Genomic DNA, 16708 nt, shown 5'->3' with positions numbered 1-16708 from the left:
AATTGCTGAGGCCCTTTTAATTTTGGCTCGTAACGTGTTTCACTTCAGATAAGGCTAATTGAAGTGGACTCAACAATCGAAAAGATCTGAACCTTTCTGCTTCCTTTAAAATTGGCGAATGTAGGATAAACTCATCTACCCCGTACTTTTCATGTAAATTTGCTAAGACTTCTTTTACATAAGAAGGAGTTCCAGCAATAATATCGGAATCCTGTTCTTCTATTTCGTAAAGCTCCCCAGACTGCTTCCCGAATAACTCTGCTTGCGCTAAGGTTTGGACCGTGACAGAGCGACCGCTTTTGAGATGAACTTTCACAATCTTCTGATCACCTGTTAACTGTTCCGCTTCATGTTGTGAAGGAGCAGCAATCACTGAAACCGATACCTTAAAGCTACCTGTTGGATAGATACTTTGGTAAATGTGTGCAGCATCTTCAAGTACAGTTTCATTACTGTTGATAAATCGAGCAAATACATAAGCTATCCCAAGTTCAGCTGCTAACCTGGCACTGTCGGCACTTGCACCAAGCAGAAACAGCTTAGGCTTTTCGGAAGGTAGCGGTGTCGCTTGAATGCCTGCAAGCGGGTGAGTTTCATTAACTGAATTTTCGATTATTTCTTGCAGGAAAGATAACCGCTCTTCGAAATCTTTTCCATCATTCACAGTTCCAAACTGTAGCGCCTTCGTTGATAAGGGGAGCCCACCTGGTGCCTTTCCGATGCCAAGGTCTACCCTGCCTGGCGAAAGATTCGATAATACGTGAAAGTTTTCCGCCACTTTATATGGACTATAATGCTGAAGCATAACACCTCCGGACCCTACCCGAATCGACTTTGTCTGAGCTAATAAATAAGAAATCAAAACTTCCGGGGAAGACCCCGCCAGCTGTTCGGCATGATGATGTTCCGATACCCAGAAACGGGTATACCCCCACTCTTCTGCAAGTCTGGCCAGATTAATGGTTTGCTGTAGTGCATCAAATGCTGAAGCCCCTGGAAATATCGGGCTCTGGTCTAAAATGCCAAGCTTATAACTCATATTCTCTCCTCCTATTTAATTCAAAGTTTACTTATGCGAATAATTATATTTTGACATATCCTATCACCTAAAACATGCTAATGGCAATGGTTTTACTAATAGAAAAAAATATTGTATTGATAGAAAATATCTATCAATTCGATTGTATCTGTAATTGCTGATGGTTTTTCTCAAATTTCCTTATTGATAAAAGAATGTCTTTCCATAATAAAGGGGATTCCATCCCGTGATTTAAATGCGTCAGATAGATGTGCTGCTTTATCTTGATTAAATGTGACACATCCACTTCAATCAAAGTTCCCTGTTCTAACTCTTTTTTAATACATAAGTACGGTAAAAATCCGATACAGCTTCTGCTAAGAATTAACGACTTCGCCACTTCCAGGTGATCAACCTGAAAATCAATGCGCGGCTCTACATTTGATACTTCAAAAATTTTATGAACGTGGTTCCAGTCAAGCGCACCACACTCAAAAAATACCAACGGCTGCATTGCTAATTCCTGTACTGTTAGCCCAGTTCGAAGTTGAAATGGATGTCCTGGATACACGACTAAACGAATTGAATTATCAAGGGTTTTGTAATTTTGCAGACCACTATGTGTAACATCCTTCATAAAGGCTATATCAACCTGTTTCTGAAGCAATTTTTCCATTAATGCATCATTTGTTGCTGAAATAAATTTAAAGCGTAAATTTGGGTTTTCCTTTTTCCATAGAGGAAGAGCAAATGGAATAAAGTATTGCGATGTAATGATATTAGCCCCTATCGTTATTTCCTCCAGTTCGCTTCCTGTTTTCAACTGCTTTTTCCCCTGGTGAAAGGTACGAATTATTTGATCCGCAAATGGAATGAAGGCTTTCCCTTTTTCAGTTAAAATAATTCCTCTTCCTTGCCTCTCAAATAATACTGAATCGAGTTCACTCTCAAGCGTCTTAATCCTTGCCGAAACCGTTGGCTGTGATAAAAACATTGCCTCTGCGGCTTTATGAAAACTATTAAGGTGAACAACATACATAAAAGCTTCAATATGATCAATATTCATCTTGCCAACTCCTTTTTCCAAAATGAACGCAAAAAGCTCCTGTTCGCTTATCGCGTTCAGGAGCTTTCGGTTGTCCAATCAGCTCATCCTCTTATAATGATTATTTCTCCGATTTTAATCTGATAAATCCAATAAGTAAAGTATAATTTAAATAACTGAACAACGAATAAGTCACGATTTTTTTTCATTATCTTACAATTTGATATCAATATGCAGATGAAAATTTCAGGATTCTAAGTAAATAAAACGAATAATTCCGTTCTCTTTCTGCCCGCTTTTCAATCCTAAGGATGCACCTTTTTTACGAATTTGGATTGTTAAATTGTTTACCCCAATGGACTTTTTTGGCCTTTTCAGAACTTTTCCAAGCTGTACATCCTGTCTACGTTATATTTTTTTCTTCTTATAAAAAAGAAAAGAAAGGTCATCCTAATGGAGTAATTCTAATAATGACATAAGGAGAGAAACTACATGCCTCAACAACAAATTGATATCAATCAATTAAATCAAGCAAAAGCAAACGTTACCCTTACGCAAACCTTACTTTCACAAGCAATTGAAAAATCTTCCTCGGATCCAACTTTGGCACAAGAAGCCATTAAACAAGCGGCTCAAGAAATCGCACAAGCCCAATCTTCCGTAAATCAGGTTTACAGTACAGTACAAGCTCAGCAAGCGGAATGATTCTGGGGATTATCTCGATTAATTGATTCAAAACAAGAAGAAAGAGGCCTATATCCAAATTCAGGAATAGGCCTTTATATAACGAATGTTTTTGGTGAATCCAAGCTTTTTCAACCCCACTTATTTAATGGCGGTATGCTTTGTGGGAACTTAAACGCATTGTATGGATCATACCTCGTTTTCACTACTCGAAGCCGTTTAAAATTTCCTCCATATTAAGCAACTGGTCAATCTTTAATGGTGTAACGATACGCCCGGTAAGCTTTGTTCTTTCCAAAAGATAGCCCCTTCCTCGGGCAACATCCTATGAAAAAATCTGGCAAGAAGACATATTCCTAAGCTTATTGATTCATTCCCCCTGCTGGCCCCCTTGTTACGGGGGCAAATTAGCTACACTCGTGAGTTTCGCTGTTTTACTCGTGAATTCAACGACTTTACCCGTGAGTTTCGCTGTTTTACTCGTGAATTCAACGTCTTCTCGTGAGTTTTGCTGTTTTACTCGTGAATTCAACGACTTTACTCGCGAATTTCGCTGTTTTACTCGTGAATTCAACGACTTTACTCGTGAGTTTCGCTGTTTTACTCGTGAATTCAACTTCTTCTCGTGAGTTTTGCTGTTTTACTCGTGAATTCAACGACTTTACTCGCGAATTTCGCTGTTTTACTCGTGAATTCAACGACTTTACTCGTGAGTTTCGCTGTTTTACTCGTGAATCCAACGACTTTACTCGTGAGTTTCGCTGTTTTACTCGTGAATCCAACGACTTTACTCGTGAGTTTCGCTGTTTTACTCGTGAATTCCACAATTGATCTACAAGGACAAAAAAGGCCCTTCTCGAATTAGAGAAGGGCTTTCTAATAGAATTTCTTATCCTGAAATCTCATCATCGGATTTAACGTCCAATGGTGTTCGTTTATCCATTTTCAGCATGTAATAACTTGCTATTACCAAGGCTAGGAAAACGATCCCGACAACCAAGGAAATCCTTGTACTAGGATTGATCCACATACCTACCAGCACCATCAGTAAAAAGGCTATTGTCGCATAGTTACTGTAAGGGGCCAACGGCATTTTGAACGGATGTTTCTCCATTTCAGCGGCATTTACCTTTCTGAATTTAAGCTCACTGATCAGTAAGACAAACCATGGAATCATCCCAGGTAAAACACTCGCACTGTACACATAAAGGAATACTTGCGGCGGTGCAAGATAGTTCAGGATAACTCCGATGCCCAATCCTAAAAGTACAGCGATCGTACAATATGCCGGCACTCCATTTTTAGATACTTTAGCAAAGATTTTCGGAGCTTGGCCATTCAATGCCAGTGTGTAAAGCATACGCCCTGCACTGAAAATACCACTGTTGCATCCAGACATTGCCGCAGTGATTACGACAAAATTGATGATGCCTGCTGCTGCTGTGATACCTATTTTAGCAAAGGTTGAAACGAATGGGCTGCCTAAGTCATCCAGTTGATCCCAAGGGAAGACTGTCACGATGACGAATATGGCACCAATATAGAAAATTAATATGCGCCATATGATTGATTGGATCGCTTTTGTTACGGTCTTCGTTGGGTCTTTCGCTTCTCCGGCTGTGATGCCGATAAGCTCAACGCCTTGATAGGAAGCCACGACAAGCGAAAGCGCAAAGAAGAATCCTGTCCAGCCTCCCGTAAAGAAGCCGCCATTTTCCCAAAGATTCGATAATCCAATCGCATCCCCGCCATTCCCTATTCCAAAGAAGATAAGGCCTAGGCCGGCAACGATCATCAATATAATCGTTATGATTTTTATAAGTGCAAACCAGAATTCAAATTCCCCGAAGGATTTAACGGAAATGAGGTTGGCCGCTCCCAAGATGAACATGGCGACCACACCTGGTATCCAGGCCGGTAACTCCGGGAACCAATATTGCATATACAAGCCAACCGCAATGATTTCGGACATTCCGACGATTACCCATTGAAACCAATTGCTCCAAGCAGTCATATAACCTGCCAAAGGATGTATATAGCTGCTCGCAAAGGTTGCAAAAGAACCTGTAGTCGGTTCTAAATAAAGCATCTCACCCATGGAACGCATGATGAAAAATATAAAAATACCTGCGATGGCATAAGCAAGCATTACAGAGGGCCCTGTCCATTTGATCGTGCTCGCCGATCCCATGAATAACCCGACACCGATGGTTCCGCCCAAAGCTATCATTTGAATGTGACGTGATTCCAGCCCTCTCTTTAATTCCTTGTTCGACATGTTTAACTCCCCCAGATGCAATATCGGTAATGCTTTTCTATCCTTACCACGAACTTATTAATTATTGCGGTTAGAAATGCTCTATCGAAAAAATATCAATAACACTTCATTTATGTTTTCTTATCTTATAATAGTAAATATTCTGTAAAAATACAATTGTATTTTTGAAATAAACAGTTGCCAAATATATCTTGGCAATTTTCCTAATCGAAAAATATCATTTTTAAAAAATGATGATCAATATTTCATAATAGTGATCATCCAAAAAAATAAATTTTTCAAGTACCTTTATAAAAATTAAGACCACTATTAAACTACAGATAATGCCTGTTTCCTTTCAAAAAAATTGTTGACCTACCGAAAAATAGATGATAGAATTCCAATATTATTTTATAAGCATAATGAATGATCAAGCAGTGGAAAATTATACTGACTGACTTTCTTCACAACCGCATAAAAGCAAGCGATGAATGCTATGGATGACACTATAGCAGGAGCAGCTTCTGGAGAGACTGTACAAGATGCAGCGCCGAAGGATTCACAATCTCAGGCAAAAGGACAGAAGAGTAACGAATGATAAAATTGTTATTCTGAACCCTTTAAGAGATTGGTATTATCCAATCTCTTTTTTTATTGTCCATTTTGTGGTTGGACTAAAAACAACAGCTTTAAAACCAATGGGAAAGGCAAAGCTGGACGAAAAAATTACGTCCCTCTCTCCAAGACCATGCAGGTAAACTCATTCACTACCAAGACTATAAAAAGACGGGGGCGTAAGAATTGGCAAAACAAGAATTAAAAAGAGATTTAAAAAATAGACATGTACAACTGATCGCAATAGGAGGAACCATTGGCACCGGATTATTTTTAGGTTCCGGAAAAGCCATACAATTGGCAGGACCTTCTATATTATTTTCTTATCTGATAATAGGGATTGCCTTGTTTTTTGTGATGAGGGCACTAGGGGAATTGCTCTTATCCAATGCAGGATATACATCATTCACTGAATTTGCAACCGAATATGTCGGTCCATGGGCCGGCTTCGTGACAGGGTGGACATATTGGTTCTGTTGGATCATGACCGCAATGGCCGATATCATAGCTGTCGGCGTCTATATGCAATATTGGTTCGATATCCCTCAATGGATTCCGGCTCTAATATGCCTAGTCATTCTGTTAGGATTGAACCTTTTGACCGTTAAGTTATTTGGTGAATTGGAATTCTGGTTTGCCATCATTAAAGTAATCACGATCATCGCCTTAATCGTCGTGGGTATCATCCTTTTGATCATCGGCTTCAATACCAATAGCGGAACGGTTTCCCTAACGAACCTATGGAATCATGGGGGCATGTTCCCTAATGGCATTTCTGGATTCCTATTATCTTTACAGCTGGTCGTCTTCTCATTTGTCGGTGTCGAATTGGTCGGGGTTTCTGCAGCAGAAACGGCAAACCCGAGAAAGAACATTCCATCTGCCATCAATAAAATCCCTGTCCGGATTTTACTTTTCTATGTTGGTGCACTATTCGTCATTCTCTGCGTCAACCCATGGACACAACTGGATGCCACGAGCAGCCCATTTGTAGAGGTCTTTGCGTTAATCGGCATTCCTGTCGCTGCAGGGATCATCAACTTCGTCGTTTTGACATCCGCTGCTTCTGCATGCAACAGCGGTTTATTTTCAACGAGCCGAATACTTTATACGTTAAGCAGGAATGGCGAAGCCCCTGCTAAACTGGAAAAATTAAATAAACAGGCTGTTCCGAGCAATGCCTTATTAACATCCACAATCGTTGTATCAATAGGGGCATTATTAAGCAAACTGATACCTGAACAGGCATTTACCGTCGTGACGACCATCAGTGCCATCTGTTTCATATGGGTATGGAGCATTATCTTGATTTCCCATATCAAATATTCGAAAACAAGGCCTGACCTAAGAGCAAAATCGACTTTCAAGACTCCTTTTACACCCTTTGTCAATTACGCCATATTAGGATTATTCCTGTTCATCCTTATTGTTATGCTATTCGCTGAAGCTACACGACTATCACTGCTCTTGACCCCAATCTGGTTCATACTTTTGGTAATACTATATAACTCTAGGAAAAAATATAGCTAAAGGAAATAAAGCCTTGAACTCACTATGAATTCAAGGCTTTATCTGTTTTATGAACTATCATTGTTCGGCTGTCTGCGCACTGCTGCTAAAATATATCAGGCAACTGCATTAAATTTTATATCAAAATAGTGTAAGCTAATATATATTATCGGACCTTTTCGGTCAGGTATGAATTTTCCATCCGGTTCGGTTCACACATCCATCAGTGGCATTGAAGAATAAACCCCCATTGGTGGGCGTTTCACTTTATTTAAAACGGAGGGGGTTGTTTAATGAAGATTATATATATTCTTACACTAGTTCCTTTTATAGGCATACTGGGATTTCTACCTTTTGTTAATAAAATAGAACCATATGTATTAGGGATGCCTTTCAATATGTTCTGGATGGCTATGTGGGTGGTCCTTACCTCTGCCATACTCGGCATCATGTATAAGCTGGATCCCAGGAATCGGGAAGGTGACCAGGAATGAATATTGCTCTCTTAATCATTTTAGCATTTTTACTTCTATCGATATTTTTAGGAATACGCTCTTCAAAAGGAAAAGATATGGACTTGGAACAATGGACGGTGGGCGGACGCGGTTTTGGTGCGATATTCGTCTTTCTGCTGATGGCTGGGGAAATCTATACGACCTTCTCCTTCCTTGGCGGCAGCGGCTGGGCTTATGGCAAGGGCGCACCCGCTCTATATGTTCTAATTTACATTACTTTGTCTTACGTATTATCCTATTGGCTCCTGCCGGAAATATGGAGATACGCCAAAGAAAATAAACTGATGTCTCAATCCGATTTCTTTGTAAGCAAATATAAGAGTCCCAGTTTAGGAATTTTGGCTGCACTTGTCGGTGTGGTGTCGATGATTCCAGTGATCGTCGTGCAGCTGAAAGGATTGGGGATCATTGTCTCAGAAGCATCTTATGGTGCCATCTCTATGTCTGAGGCAGTTTGGATGGGGGCGATAAGCCTTACCATTTATGTGATGATCTCCGGTATACACGGTTCAGTTTGGACCGCGGTCATTAAAGATATCATGATGGTCGCCATAATAGGATTTTTGGGGATTTATCTGCCGATTCATTACTTTGGCGGATTTCAGCCGATGTTTGAAGCGATTGATGCGGCCAAGCCAGGTTTTCTAAAGTTCCCTGATCAGGGACTTAGCGTATCATGGTTCATCTCCACAGTAATATTGCTCGTATTCGGTTTCTATATGTGGCCACAAGTTTTCAGCGCTGTTTATTCAGCACGCAGCGGCAAGGTATTTCGAAAGAACGCCATCATCAGCCCTTTATATACACTCATGCTGTTATTCGTCTTTTTCGTTGGGTTTACAGCTATATTGAAAGTGCCCGGACTCGTTGGGGCAGATGCAGATCTCTCATTGCTGCGCCTTTCGATCGAGACCTTTGATCCATGGTTTATAGGCATAATCGGCGGCGCTGGATTGTTGACCGCATTGGTGCCGGGATCCATGCTTTTGATGAGCGTCGCTACACTGCTCGCGAAAAACGTCTATAAGGAATTTGCACCTGCCGTATCCGATCGCCACATTGTACGATTAGCAAAGTTCCTTGTTCCAATCATTGCCCTTATAGCCGTCTACTTCACCTTAAACGGCGGCGAAACGATGTCGGCATTAATTCTTATGGGATACAGTCTCATCACACAGCTCTTTCCATCCCTTCTCTTTAGTCTGAAAAGGAATAATCCGATCAATAAATTTGGAGCAATCGCCGGCATCATTACCGGATTGGCCATCGTAATCTGCATTACACTCAGCCAATCGACAATAGGGACCTTGTTTCCATCCTTGCCGCAAGCAGCAAAAGATTTGAATGTGGGAATCATTGCATTGGCAGTCAATTTCATTGTGATGATCACGGTGAGTATTGCTTTCAAAAAGCACGCGGTTCAGTTGGAACCTAAATCCATTAACGATATATGAAGCAAATTTGAAACTGGTTATGGATCAATAAACATTGGAGGCTCAGTCAAAAGACTGAGCCTTACTTATTATCGGCTTCCAAGTATAGTGTCTCTTTCTCAATATTGTTTATGGGAAACCTCATTTTAGACTATTAATCTTTTCTGTTTATAAACAAATCCCCTATTTTAACTAATAAATACAACGAAAAAATAATCATCAAGGTTCTGGATACTACCAGACCATCAATAGCTAAATCATATCCGCCTCTTAATAAGACTTCCGGATTCAAACAAAAAGTAATCGATATTACGAAAGCTATTAAAATCAGGATAACACCGAACTGATATCTATTTGACATTAACATTCCTCCTCATATTATATGTTTTCCAAATAATAGAATTGTTTTTAGGAATAAATCTACATTCATTGTCTCTGGGGATGACTCAGTTGCATTAAAAATCCAAAATAAATAGCCACCCTGATAAAGAATGACTATATATCATAAAATATGAAGCTTTCTCAGTAAAATGGATCGTATTGCTTCCGAGCCAACAAAAAAACTCTCTTCAGAAGGTTCATGCTTTTATTCGTGAGTTAGGAGCAAATACTCGTGAATTTCATGCTTTTACTCGTGAGTTTGAAGCAAATACTCGTGAATTTCATGCTTTTACTCGTGAGTTTGAAGCAAATACTCGTGAATTTCATGCTTTTACTCGTGAGTTTGAAGCAAATACTCGTGAATTTCATGCTTTTACTCGTGAGTTTCGAGCAAATACTCGTGAATTTCATGCCCGTTAAAGTTCATTTCAGTAATCCACTAAAGCCTTCCTGCCATCATTCAATTCTTTGACCACTTTCTTATATTCCTGCAACTCTTGTTCCAGTTTTTGTTTTCTATTTACAATCATTCTCGTAACCTCTTTCGGGGAGGGCCCGCCTTGAATGCTTCTGATTTCCACAAAATATTCGGGAGAGATTATTTTTTTCCATTCATCTTCTGCTATGTTCACTGAAACGAATTCATTTATGATCTTGTTGATTTCTTGTGTGTCCCAATCATATAGCTCTTTCCCTTCACTAATCGACTTTTTTGCAATATGACTGGCTATCGAATGGGCTTTTCTAAAGGATATGTCGTAATCTCTTGATAGGGTATCCGCTAATTCAGTAACCGTTATACTGGATTTTGCGGCCATTTTCTTTGTATGTTCTTCATTTACTTTCAAAGTCGATATGACGGCATACATTAGTTTCATGACACGGCCTGCATTCGAAAAAGCGCGATATAAATGCGGCTGTAAATCATCTTCCGTATCGACGATATCACCAAATGGTGTATTGTGAATCATATTCATTGCAGCAAGTGCATCACCATACGCACTGCTTGCAATCGAACGGGAATGTTCAATGGAGACAGGATTCCTTTTTTGCGGCATGATGCTGCTCACTTGAACATAAGGGTCCGCCACGTGAAATGTACCAAACTCCCTTGTCACATGCTGCAGGAAATCTTGGATCCACCTTCCGGTATTGACCATGCACGTCATGATGGCAGTTGCGGTTTCCAATAAATAATCTGCCCCGCCTATCGAGTCATAGGAATTTTCAATCACCGAATCAAACCCAAGCAGTTCAGCCGTACGGTTCCGACTGATCGGAAAGCCGGTGGTCGTTAACGCGGCTGCACCCAAAGGGGATTGGTTAACCGTTTCATAGGCTGCCCATAACCGGCCAATATCCCTTTGAAGCACATCATAAATGGCTAAAAAGTAATGTCCTATTGTAGTCGGCTGAGCCGGTTGGGTATGCGTGTAACCTGTAATATAGGTTTCTGTATGTTTTTCAGCCTGCACCAAGAATGCTTCACTCAATTGGTTTGCATAGCCAACCAATTGGAGCAGATGACCTCTCAAAACAAGCCGGTACATCGCAACCCCCATATCATTACGACTGCGGCCGATATGAATCTTCCCTGCAAGTTCATGGCCGATTTCCTCACCGATCTTTGCCTCCATCATGAAGAATAAGTCTTCGAATTGGGGCTGATAGGTCAACTGCGCGAGATCTGTTTGGGCCACTTTCCGAATCCCATCAAGCATGGTTTTCGCCTCTTCATCTTTAATGATCTTTTGTTCCGAAAGCATGATGACATGTGCCCGATGAATATCGAACATTGCATCAAATAAGTAATCTCTTTGATCATTAAAAACAGGCATCAGAAGCTCTCTAGCATAGGTTTTTCCTGGAAAGACACTACCTTCATTTTTGATAAATTCTTCAAGCCTGCTCATCTTTGAACCTCCGATTTATAAAGCTTTTTCCGCTTTGATTCCAAAAAACTTGTTCGAAATTAAGAGAACGATTACAATCAGCGTGATTTGAATCATCCCATAGGCAGCGGCCTGCCCCATATTGAACATCCGAAGCTGATTCATGATTTCAATGGATATGGGCCTGTTTGAAATCGTGTACAACAGGACCGAGGTCGGGAATTCCCCCACAGATTCGATAAATGCCAATAATGTCCCTGATAAAACACCAGGCATAATAATCGGAAATATGACCCTTCTGAAGGTATAAAACCACTTAGCCCCCAAGTTTCTGGCTGCTTCCTCAATCGAATCATCCAGCTGCTCCAGAACGGCATTAGTCGACCGGACAACGAGTGGAATATGCCTGATGAAATAGGCAAGCGGCAAAATCCAAAATGTTCCTACCAAGATTTGACCGAAAGAAAAAACGCTAGGTTCATTGAATGCGAATATCAAGTTCATCCCTATGACCGTTGCAGGCAACGCCCAAGGAATCATGACCAGAATATCGACAAAGCTTTTCCCGACGAATTTCCGTTTGACAAGTACATAAGACGCTATGACCCCAAACACCAGATTTGCCAACGTTGCAATAACCGCCATCAGTAAACTATTTCTTAACGGTTTGAAGATATTAGGGTCTTCAAACAAAAGCCTGTAATTTTCCACATTAAATACTGTGGGATACGTTTGAAATGTCCAGGTTCCATCCGGCACAAGTGAAAGCAATAGAATCGTAAAGTGCGGTAAAAGCAAAACAATTACGCCGATGATACCAGTTAGGACCATCACCCATTTCATAAATGGGTTCCTCACTTCACTCCTGTGTGCGCCTATTCCTTTCGAAGCCATGCGATAATCCTTCCTATTCTGATACCAACGCATGAATAATAGAAATGAAATCGAAACGATGGATAGGATGACGGATTGAGTAGCGGCAATTTCCATATCACCATTGATTTTTGAAAAATAAATTTGCAGGCTTAACACCCTGTATCCGCCAGCTAATAAAAACGGGGCACTGAAAGAAGCCATCGATATCATGAAAACAAGTAGTGAAGCGGCAACGATGGCAGGTGTCAATAATGGAAATGTCACCTTCAAAAAAACCTTGATTTTATTTGCGCCTAAGTTATACGCCGCTTCTTCAAGTGACGGATCTATTTTATTGATTGCAGCGGATACGGTCATATAAAAATAAACATACATCGTATAGGCATGCACGATAAGGATTCCCGATACCCCGCCAATCTTGAATGGAACCTTCTCGAGACCAAACAGGTCCTTGATGGCATTTGGAATCAAACCCGATTCTCCATATAAAAACATAAAGGCCATGACCCCTACCAATGATGGAAGGACAATCGGCAAAATCGCTGCTGATGAAAAGAAGCTTCTGCCGGGAAAATCGTAACGGTTAAAAATGAATGCGAGCGGAATGCCAATCAAGGCACTGACCAATACACTCAATAAGGATATATAAACAGAATTCCAAAGAGCCTCTAAGTTCGTTTTCGATTCCTGTACGAAGAAGTCCTGATAATTTCCAAGGGATATCGTTCCGTCTTTGTGCAGACTTTCAATAAAGGTCCTCACTGACGGGTAGAGTACATATGCGATAAGCACCAATACAACTGGTATAAGGAGCCAAACCGTCAATCTCGTATCACGATTTTTAATCATGTCGCATCACCGCTTATGACAGGGATAAGACGCAGCTGTTTCTCGGGAAGCTGGACATACACTTCCTTTCCTTGATAAAAGTATCCAAAATCATGGGTGTTAAATACGTCGACCCTCAGTAACACGTCTTGAACATCCACCATGACATTCACAACAGATCCAAAGAATTGGACGGAATTTATTTTACCTTTAAAGATATTCATTCCTTCTTCGGTCACATCCAGAATCCTGATTGCTTCAGGACGAATCGAAACAGCAAGGTCAGCATCACCCTGTATGATTGAAATTCCGTCCCTAGCTTGATTTCCCACATTCAATTTAATCGGTTGTTCACTATTCTTAAGGGCAACCTCTATATTATCTTGTTGAACTTTTTCAACTTGAACGGGCAAAAGATTAATTTCGCCTATAAAACTCGCCACAAAATCATTGGCCGGCCGATTATAAATTTCTGTTGGCGTCCCGACCTGGTGACATACACCATAATTGAACACAGCGATTCGATCACTCATGGATAATGCCTCAGCCTGATCATGTGTGACATAAATGGTGGTAATCTTATAATCACGCTGCAGCCTTAAGATTTCCACTCTCATTTCATCACGAAGCTTGGCATCCAGATTACTTAATGGTTCATCCAGCAGTAATATTTCCGGTTCAATGACCAGTGCTCTCGCAAGGGCCACCCGCTGCTGCTGTCCTCCGCTTAACTGGCTCACTTGACGATTCGAGTAGCTCTCCAGCCTGACCTTTTGGAGAGCATCCAGCACTCTCTTCTTTAAGTCAGCAGAAGAAACCTTTCTCACACGCAAGCCAAACGCTACATTTTCAAAAACAGTCATATGGGGAAAGAGGGCATAGTTTTGAAAAACCATGCCTGTATTTCTTTTCTCCGGAGGTACACGCGTCATATCTTTGTCGCCAAATCGGACGACACCTTTAGTTGGATAATAAAAACCGGCAATCATCCGAAGTGTTGTCGTTTTACCGCAGCCGCTTGGACCAAGAAAGGTAAAAAACTCACCTTCTTTGATGTCCAGATTTAACTGGTCAACAGCTATCGTTTTCCCGAAGGCTTTTTGGACATTCTCTATTTTTATTGACGCCATCCCAACGACACTTCCTTATTCTTTAATTTCTTTATCTCCACTTTTAATATTTTCGTCCCAGTATTTCATCCACTCGTCACCTTTTTCCTGGAATGCCTTCCAATCAATTTCCATCGCTTTAATTTCCGTTTCCGTGATCCATTCAGGTAAACCCTTCACATCACTTCTGGTCGGAATCCTGTAAAATTCTTCTGCTAATGTTTTTGCGGCTTCTGGTGAATTCACGAACTCATAAAAGGCTTCAGCCGCTTTGGGATGCTTGGCACCTTCAACGATGGCGATACCTTCTGTCAATACTGGCGTTCCGCTTTCTGGAATGACGAACTCAAATGGATAATTTTTATTCTCTTTCAGCATGACGACATCCGGCATTGCCCAAACGGAAAGTGAGCCCTCTCCTTTGGCTACCTTGTTATACATCATTTCAGGATTCGCTGAATATTCCTTCGTGTTTTGGTCGAGCTTCTTTAACCAGTCATACCCTTCTTTCGGATCATTTGTATCCTTATACGTACGATAGATCATCGCAGAAAAAATTGTCCTCATCGTTCCGGAGGCTAACGGATAGCGGATGATGATTTCGTCTTTCCATTTCGGATCAAGCAGCTCATCCCAATCTTTCGGTACCTCGTCTTTTGATAATTCTTTGCTGTTATACATGATGACTTCCGGTGTCTGGCTCGTTCCTGTCCAATACCATTCCGGGTCGCGGAATCCTTCATCGAGACTATCGGAATAGCTAGGCTTATAAGCGGCCAGCAGCCCATCATCCTTTGCTTGATTGAAGTTCGTGGAAGGTGCCCCCCACCAAACGTCTGCCTGCGGATTACTTTTCTCTGAACGAACACGGTCAAGGATTTCCTGAGACCCCATATCAAGCCACTCAACATCAATACCATACTTATCTTCGAACTGCTTTTCGAATTTTGATAAAATATCTTTGCCATGCGGCGAATAAACAACGATTTTATCTTCGAGCTCACCCTTTTCGCCAGCATCCGAATTCGTTTTCGTATCTGTACCGTTACATCCCGAAATTAATAGTGCTGCCGATAAGGTCAGTACTGAAACAAGCGACTTTTTCCTATTTTTCATTAATATTCCCCCTCATCACGAAAATTCAAAATGCCATCATGTTCCCTTAAGAAAAGGGAAACCGCTCCAAGCACCCCTGCGTTTTCTCCCAGTTGTGAAGTTTTCATTTCTACTAAACTTGGAAGATATCGATCAACGACCTCCCGAATTCTAGGTAAAATGTATTCAGCAGAATTTAATACACCACCTCCTAAAATGATCACTTCCGGATTTAGCAAACTAGCCGCATTGACAATTCCGCAGGCTAAATGTTCGATGGCTTCATTTATGATGGCCATAGCTGCCGTGTCTCCTTTTTTTGCTGCCAAAAAAGCATCCTCCCCTGATAGTTCGGAAGATTTGGCCCGTTCGAATAAAAAATGGTGAGGATCCTTGAGGACCTCCCTGGTGAAATGACCGCCAATCGACTTGCCTCCTGCGACACTTTCCAAATAGCCGTATCTATGGAAAATCGGCTTGAATTCACGTTTTATATCCTCTTTGTCCGTCACCATATATCCCATTTCCCCAGCGGCACTGGAAGCTCCTCTGTATAACTGGTTATTCAAGATGATGCCGCTTCCGATTCCCGTGCCAACCGCAATGAACAGCAAATTCCGCTTATTTTGTGCATTACCCAGCCACTGTTCACCTAGTGCAGCCGCGTTTACATCATTGTCCAGAAAGATGGGGAAATCAAAATAACGCTTCGCTTCTGCTATAAATGGATATTGTACCCAGCCTAAACTCGGTGCCTCTATTACTAATCCGCTTGCCGTTTGCGTAATGCCAGGGATCCCGACTCCCATCCCCAATATCCTTTCCTTCGCAATCTGATTCTTTGCAATTAACCGCTCCGTTTCAATCGCCATTTGTTTAAGAAGCCCTGAATTTAAATAAGTGTTTGTTGAAAAACTAGTGTCAGCAAGGATGTTGCCGCTTAAATCGCTTAAAACGATTTTCACTTTCGTCCCGCCTATATCGACACCGATGATATAGGCAGCCTTTTCATTAAAAAAGAGCTGGATGGGCCTCCTCCCGCCTTGAGATGAGGATACTCCTATTCCTTTCTCGAATACCCACTTCTCCTGTATAAGTTCATCCACAGCCTGAGAAACAGTTGGTTTACTTAGCTGAAGCTTAACGGCGATTTCAGCTCTTGAAATGGGTGAACATTCTTGGATGCATTGAATGATTCTTTTTTTATTTACATATTTTTGATGACTGGGTGTCCTTTTAAAACTCATCACATCACGGCCTTACATTATTTAGTTAGTAAATCTTCCTAATTAAGTAAAAATATAACTTAAATAATTTCAACGCACAAGATTTTTTCGGAACGTTTAAATGTTCAATTTTTAATAGTTACTTCGCATTATTTACATTTATAACCATTAGTGCTATTTATTAGATAGGTTTTTTTGTCTGGTTAGTTAGAAAACATTACTAAC

General features: G+C 40.9%; 17 protein-coding genes and 1 riboswitch. Of the genes, 5 read left to right on the top strand and 12 right to left on the bottom strand.

Going from position 1 to position 16708, the window contains the following annotated elements; genetic code table 11:
- Nucleotides 1-16 precede the first annotated feature (16 nt).
- Together AC1DIV_RS11425 and AC1DIV_RS11420 are read right to left on the bottom strand one after the other, a co-directional pair.
- The gene (locus AC1DIV_RS11425) at nucleotides 17-1039 is read right to left on the bottom strand and encodes an LLM class flavin-dependent oxidoreductase (RefSeq protein ID WP_340874289.1); all 1023 of its coding nucleotides are present in this window, start codon (nucleotides 1037-1039) and stop codon (nucleotides 17-19) included.
- 133 nt (nucleotides 1040-1172) lie between these two features.
- Nucleotides 1173-2084, bottom strand: coding sequence for a LysR family transcriptional regulator (locus tag AC1DIV_RS11420; protein ID WP_340874287.1), 912 nt, complete (start codon nucleotides 2082-2084; stop codon nucleotides 1173-1175).
- A 471-nt stretch (nucleotides 2085-2555) separates the two neighbouring features.
- Here AC1DIV_RS11420 and AC1DIV_RS11415 point away from each other — a divergent pair, with 471 nt between their 5' ends.
- Nucleotides 2556-2768 (top strand): hypothetical protein, encoded by a 213-nt coding sequence (locus AC1DIV_RS11415; RefSeq protein WP_034305596.1) that lies wholly within the window; start codon nucleotides 2556-2558, stop codon nucleotides 2766-2768.
- A gap of 110 nt (nucleotides 2769-2878) precedes the next feature.
- On the opposite strand, the gene AC1DIV_RS11410 is transcribed toward AC1DIV_RS11415, so the two are convergent.
- From AC1DIV_RS11410 to AC1DIV_RS11395, 4 genes are all read right to left on the bottom strand, one after another.
- Complete coding sequence (locus AC1DIV_RS11410) at nucleotides 2879-2953, bottom strand: BBE domain-containing protein (RefSeq protein WP_419721567.1); 75 nt, start codon at nucleotides 2951-2953, stop codon at nucleotides 2879-2881.
- Between the two features lie 188 nt (nucleotides 2954-3141).
- Nucleotides 3142-3279, bottom strand: a complete 138-nt coding sequence (locus AC1DIV_RS11405) for a hypothetical protein (protein WP_477576418.1) — start codon at nucleotides 3277-3279, stop codon at nucleotides 3142-3144.
- A gap of 80 nt (nucleotides 3280-3359) precedes the next feature.
- A complete protein-coding gene (locus AC1DIV_RS11400) occupies nucleotides 3360-3572 on the bottom strand; it encodes a hypothetical protein (RefSeq protein ID WP_477576416.1) in 213 nt (70 codons plus the stop codon).
- 64 nt (nucleotides 3573-3636) lie between these two features.
- On the bottom strand, nucleotides 3637-5025 hold the full coding sequence (locus AC1DIV_RS11395) for an amino acid permease (RefSeq protein WP_340874279.1): 1389 nt from the start codon (nucleotides 5023-5025) through the stop codon (nucleotides 3637-3639).
- 493 nt (nucleotides 5026-5518) lie between these two features.
- A riboswitch (glycine riboswitch) is annotated at nucleotides 5519-5597 on the top strand.
- Between the two features lie 208 nt (nucleotides 5598-5805).
- On the opposite strand from AC1DIV_RS11395, the gene AC1DIV_RS11390 reads away from it, so the two are divergent.
- The 3 genes from AC1DIV_RS11390 to AC1DIV_RS11380 all read left to right on the top strand — a co-directional run bounded on the left by AC1DIV_RS11390 (nucleotide 5806) and on the right by AC1DIV_RS11380 (nucleotide 9097).
- Nucleotides 5806-7149: an amino acid permease gene (locus AC1DIV_RS11390; protein WP_477576414.1), complete on the top strand. Its 1344-nt coding sequence runs from the start codon at nucleotides 5806-5808 to the stop codon at nucleotides 7147-7149.
- 272 nt (nucleotides 7150-7421) lie between these two features.
- Nucleotides 7422-7622 carry a DUF3311 domain-containing protein gene (locus AC1DIV_RS11385; protein WP_048685209.1) on the top strand — a complete coding sequence of 67 codons (201 nt, stop codon included), beginning with the start codon at nucleotides 7422-7424 and terminating at the stop codon, nucleotides 7620-7622.
- Nucleotides 7619-9097: a sodium:solute symporter family protein gene (locus tag AC1DIV_RS11380; protein WP_323598821.1), complete on the top strand. Its 1479-nt coding sequence runs from the start codon at nucleotides 7619-7621 to the stop codon at nucleotides 9095-9097. The genes AC1DIV_RS11385 and AC1DIV_RS11380 overlap by 4 nt, the downstream gene beginning before the upstream one ends.
- 133 nt (nucleotides 9098-9230) lie before the next feature.
- Here the strand turns inward: AC1DIV_RS11380 and AC1DIV_RS11375 are convergent, their stop codons facing one another.
- Nucleotides 9231-9437 (bottom strand): hypothetical protein, encoded by a 207-nt coding sequence (locus tag AC1DIV_RS11375; RefSeq protein ID WP_323598822.1) that lies wholly within the window; start codon nucleotides 9435-9437, stop codon nucleotides 9231-9233.
- Nucleotides 9438-9616: 179 nt separating this feature from the next.
- On the opposite strand from AC1DIV_RS11375, the gene AC1DIV_RS11370 reads away from it, so the two are divergent.
- Complete coding sequence (locus AC1DIV_RS11370) at nucleotides 9617-9877, top strand: hypothetical protein (protein WP_477576413.1); 261 nt, start codon at nucleotides 9617-9619, stop codon at nucleotides 9875-9877.
- Between the two features lie 8 nt (nucleotides 9878-9885).
- On the opposite strand, the gene argH is transcribed toward AC1DIV_RS11370, so the two are convergent.
- Genes argH through AC1DIV_RS11345 form a run of 5 tightly spaced genes read right to left on the bottom strand, consistent with a single transcriptional unit; the run spans nucleotide 9886 to nucleotide 16504 of the window.
- The gene (argH, locus tag AC1DIV_RS11365) at nucleotides 9886-11370 is read right to left on the bottom strand and encodes an argininosuccinate lyase (protein ID WP_072272376.1); all 1485 of its coding nucleotides are present in this window, start codon (nucleotides 11368-11370) and stop codon (nucleotides 9886-9888) included.
- A 15-nt stretch (nucleotides 11371-11385) separates the two neighbouring features.
- The gene (locus tag AC1DIV_RS11360) at nucleotides 11386-13074 is read right to left on the bottom strand and encodes an ABC transporter permease (RefSeq protein ID WP_340874270.1); all 1689 of its coding nucleotides are present in this window, start codon (nucleotides 13072-13074) and stop codon (nucleotides 11386-11388) included.
- Nucleotides 13071-14183, bottom strand: coding sequence for an ABC transporter ATP-binding protein (locus AC1DIV_RS11355; protein ID WP_323598824.1), 1113 nt, complete (start codon nucleotides 14181-14183; stop codon nucleotides 13071-13073). Before AC1DIV_RS11355 ends, AC1DIV_RS11360 begins: the two co-directional genes overlap by 4 nt.
- 15 nt (nucleotides 14184-14198) lie before the next feature.
- Nucleotides 14199-15278, bottom strand: coding sequence for an extracellular solute-binding protein (locus tag AC1DIV_RS11350; RefSeq protein ID WP_283867069.1), 1080 nt, complete (start codon nucleotides 15276-15278; stop codon nucleotides 14199-14201).
- Nucleotides 15278-16504: an ROK family transcriptional regulator gene (locus tag AC1DIV_RS11345; RefSeq protein ID WP_048685189.1), complete on the bottom strand. Its 1227-nt coding sequence runs from the start codon at nucleotides 16502-16504 to the stop codon at nucleotides 15278-15280. The genes AC1DIV_RS11350 and AC1DIV_RS11345 overlap by 1 nt, the downstream gene beginning before the upstream one ends.
- Nucleotides 16505-16708: the final 204 nt, after the last annotated feature.

It is taken from the genome of Peribacillus sp. 05N428, assembly GCF_056397085.1.
The sequence above is the reverse complement of the archived record's forward strand: the minus strand, read 5'-3'. Positions and strand labels throughout refer to the sequence as shown.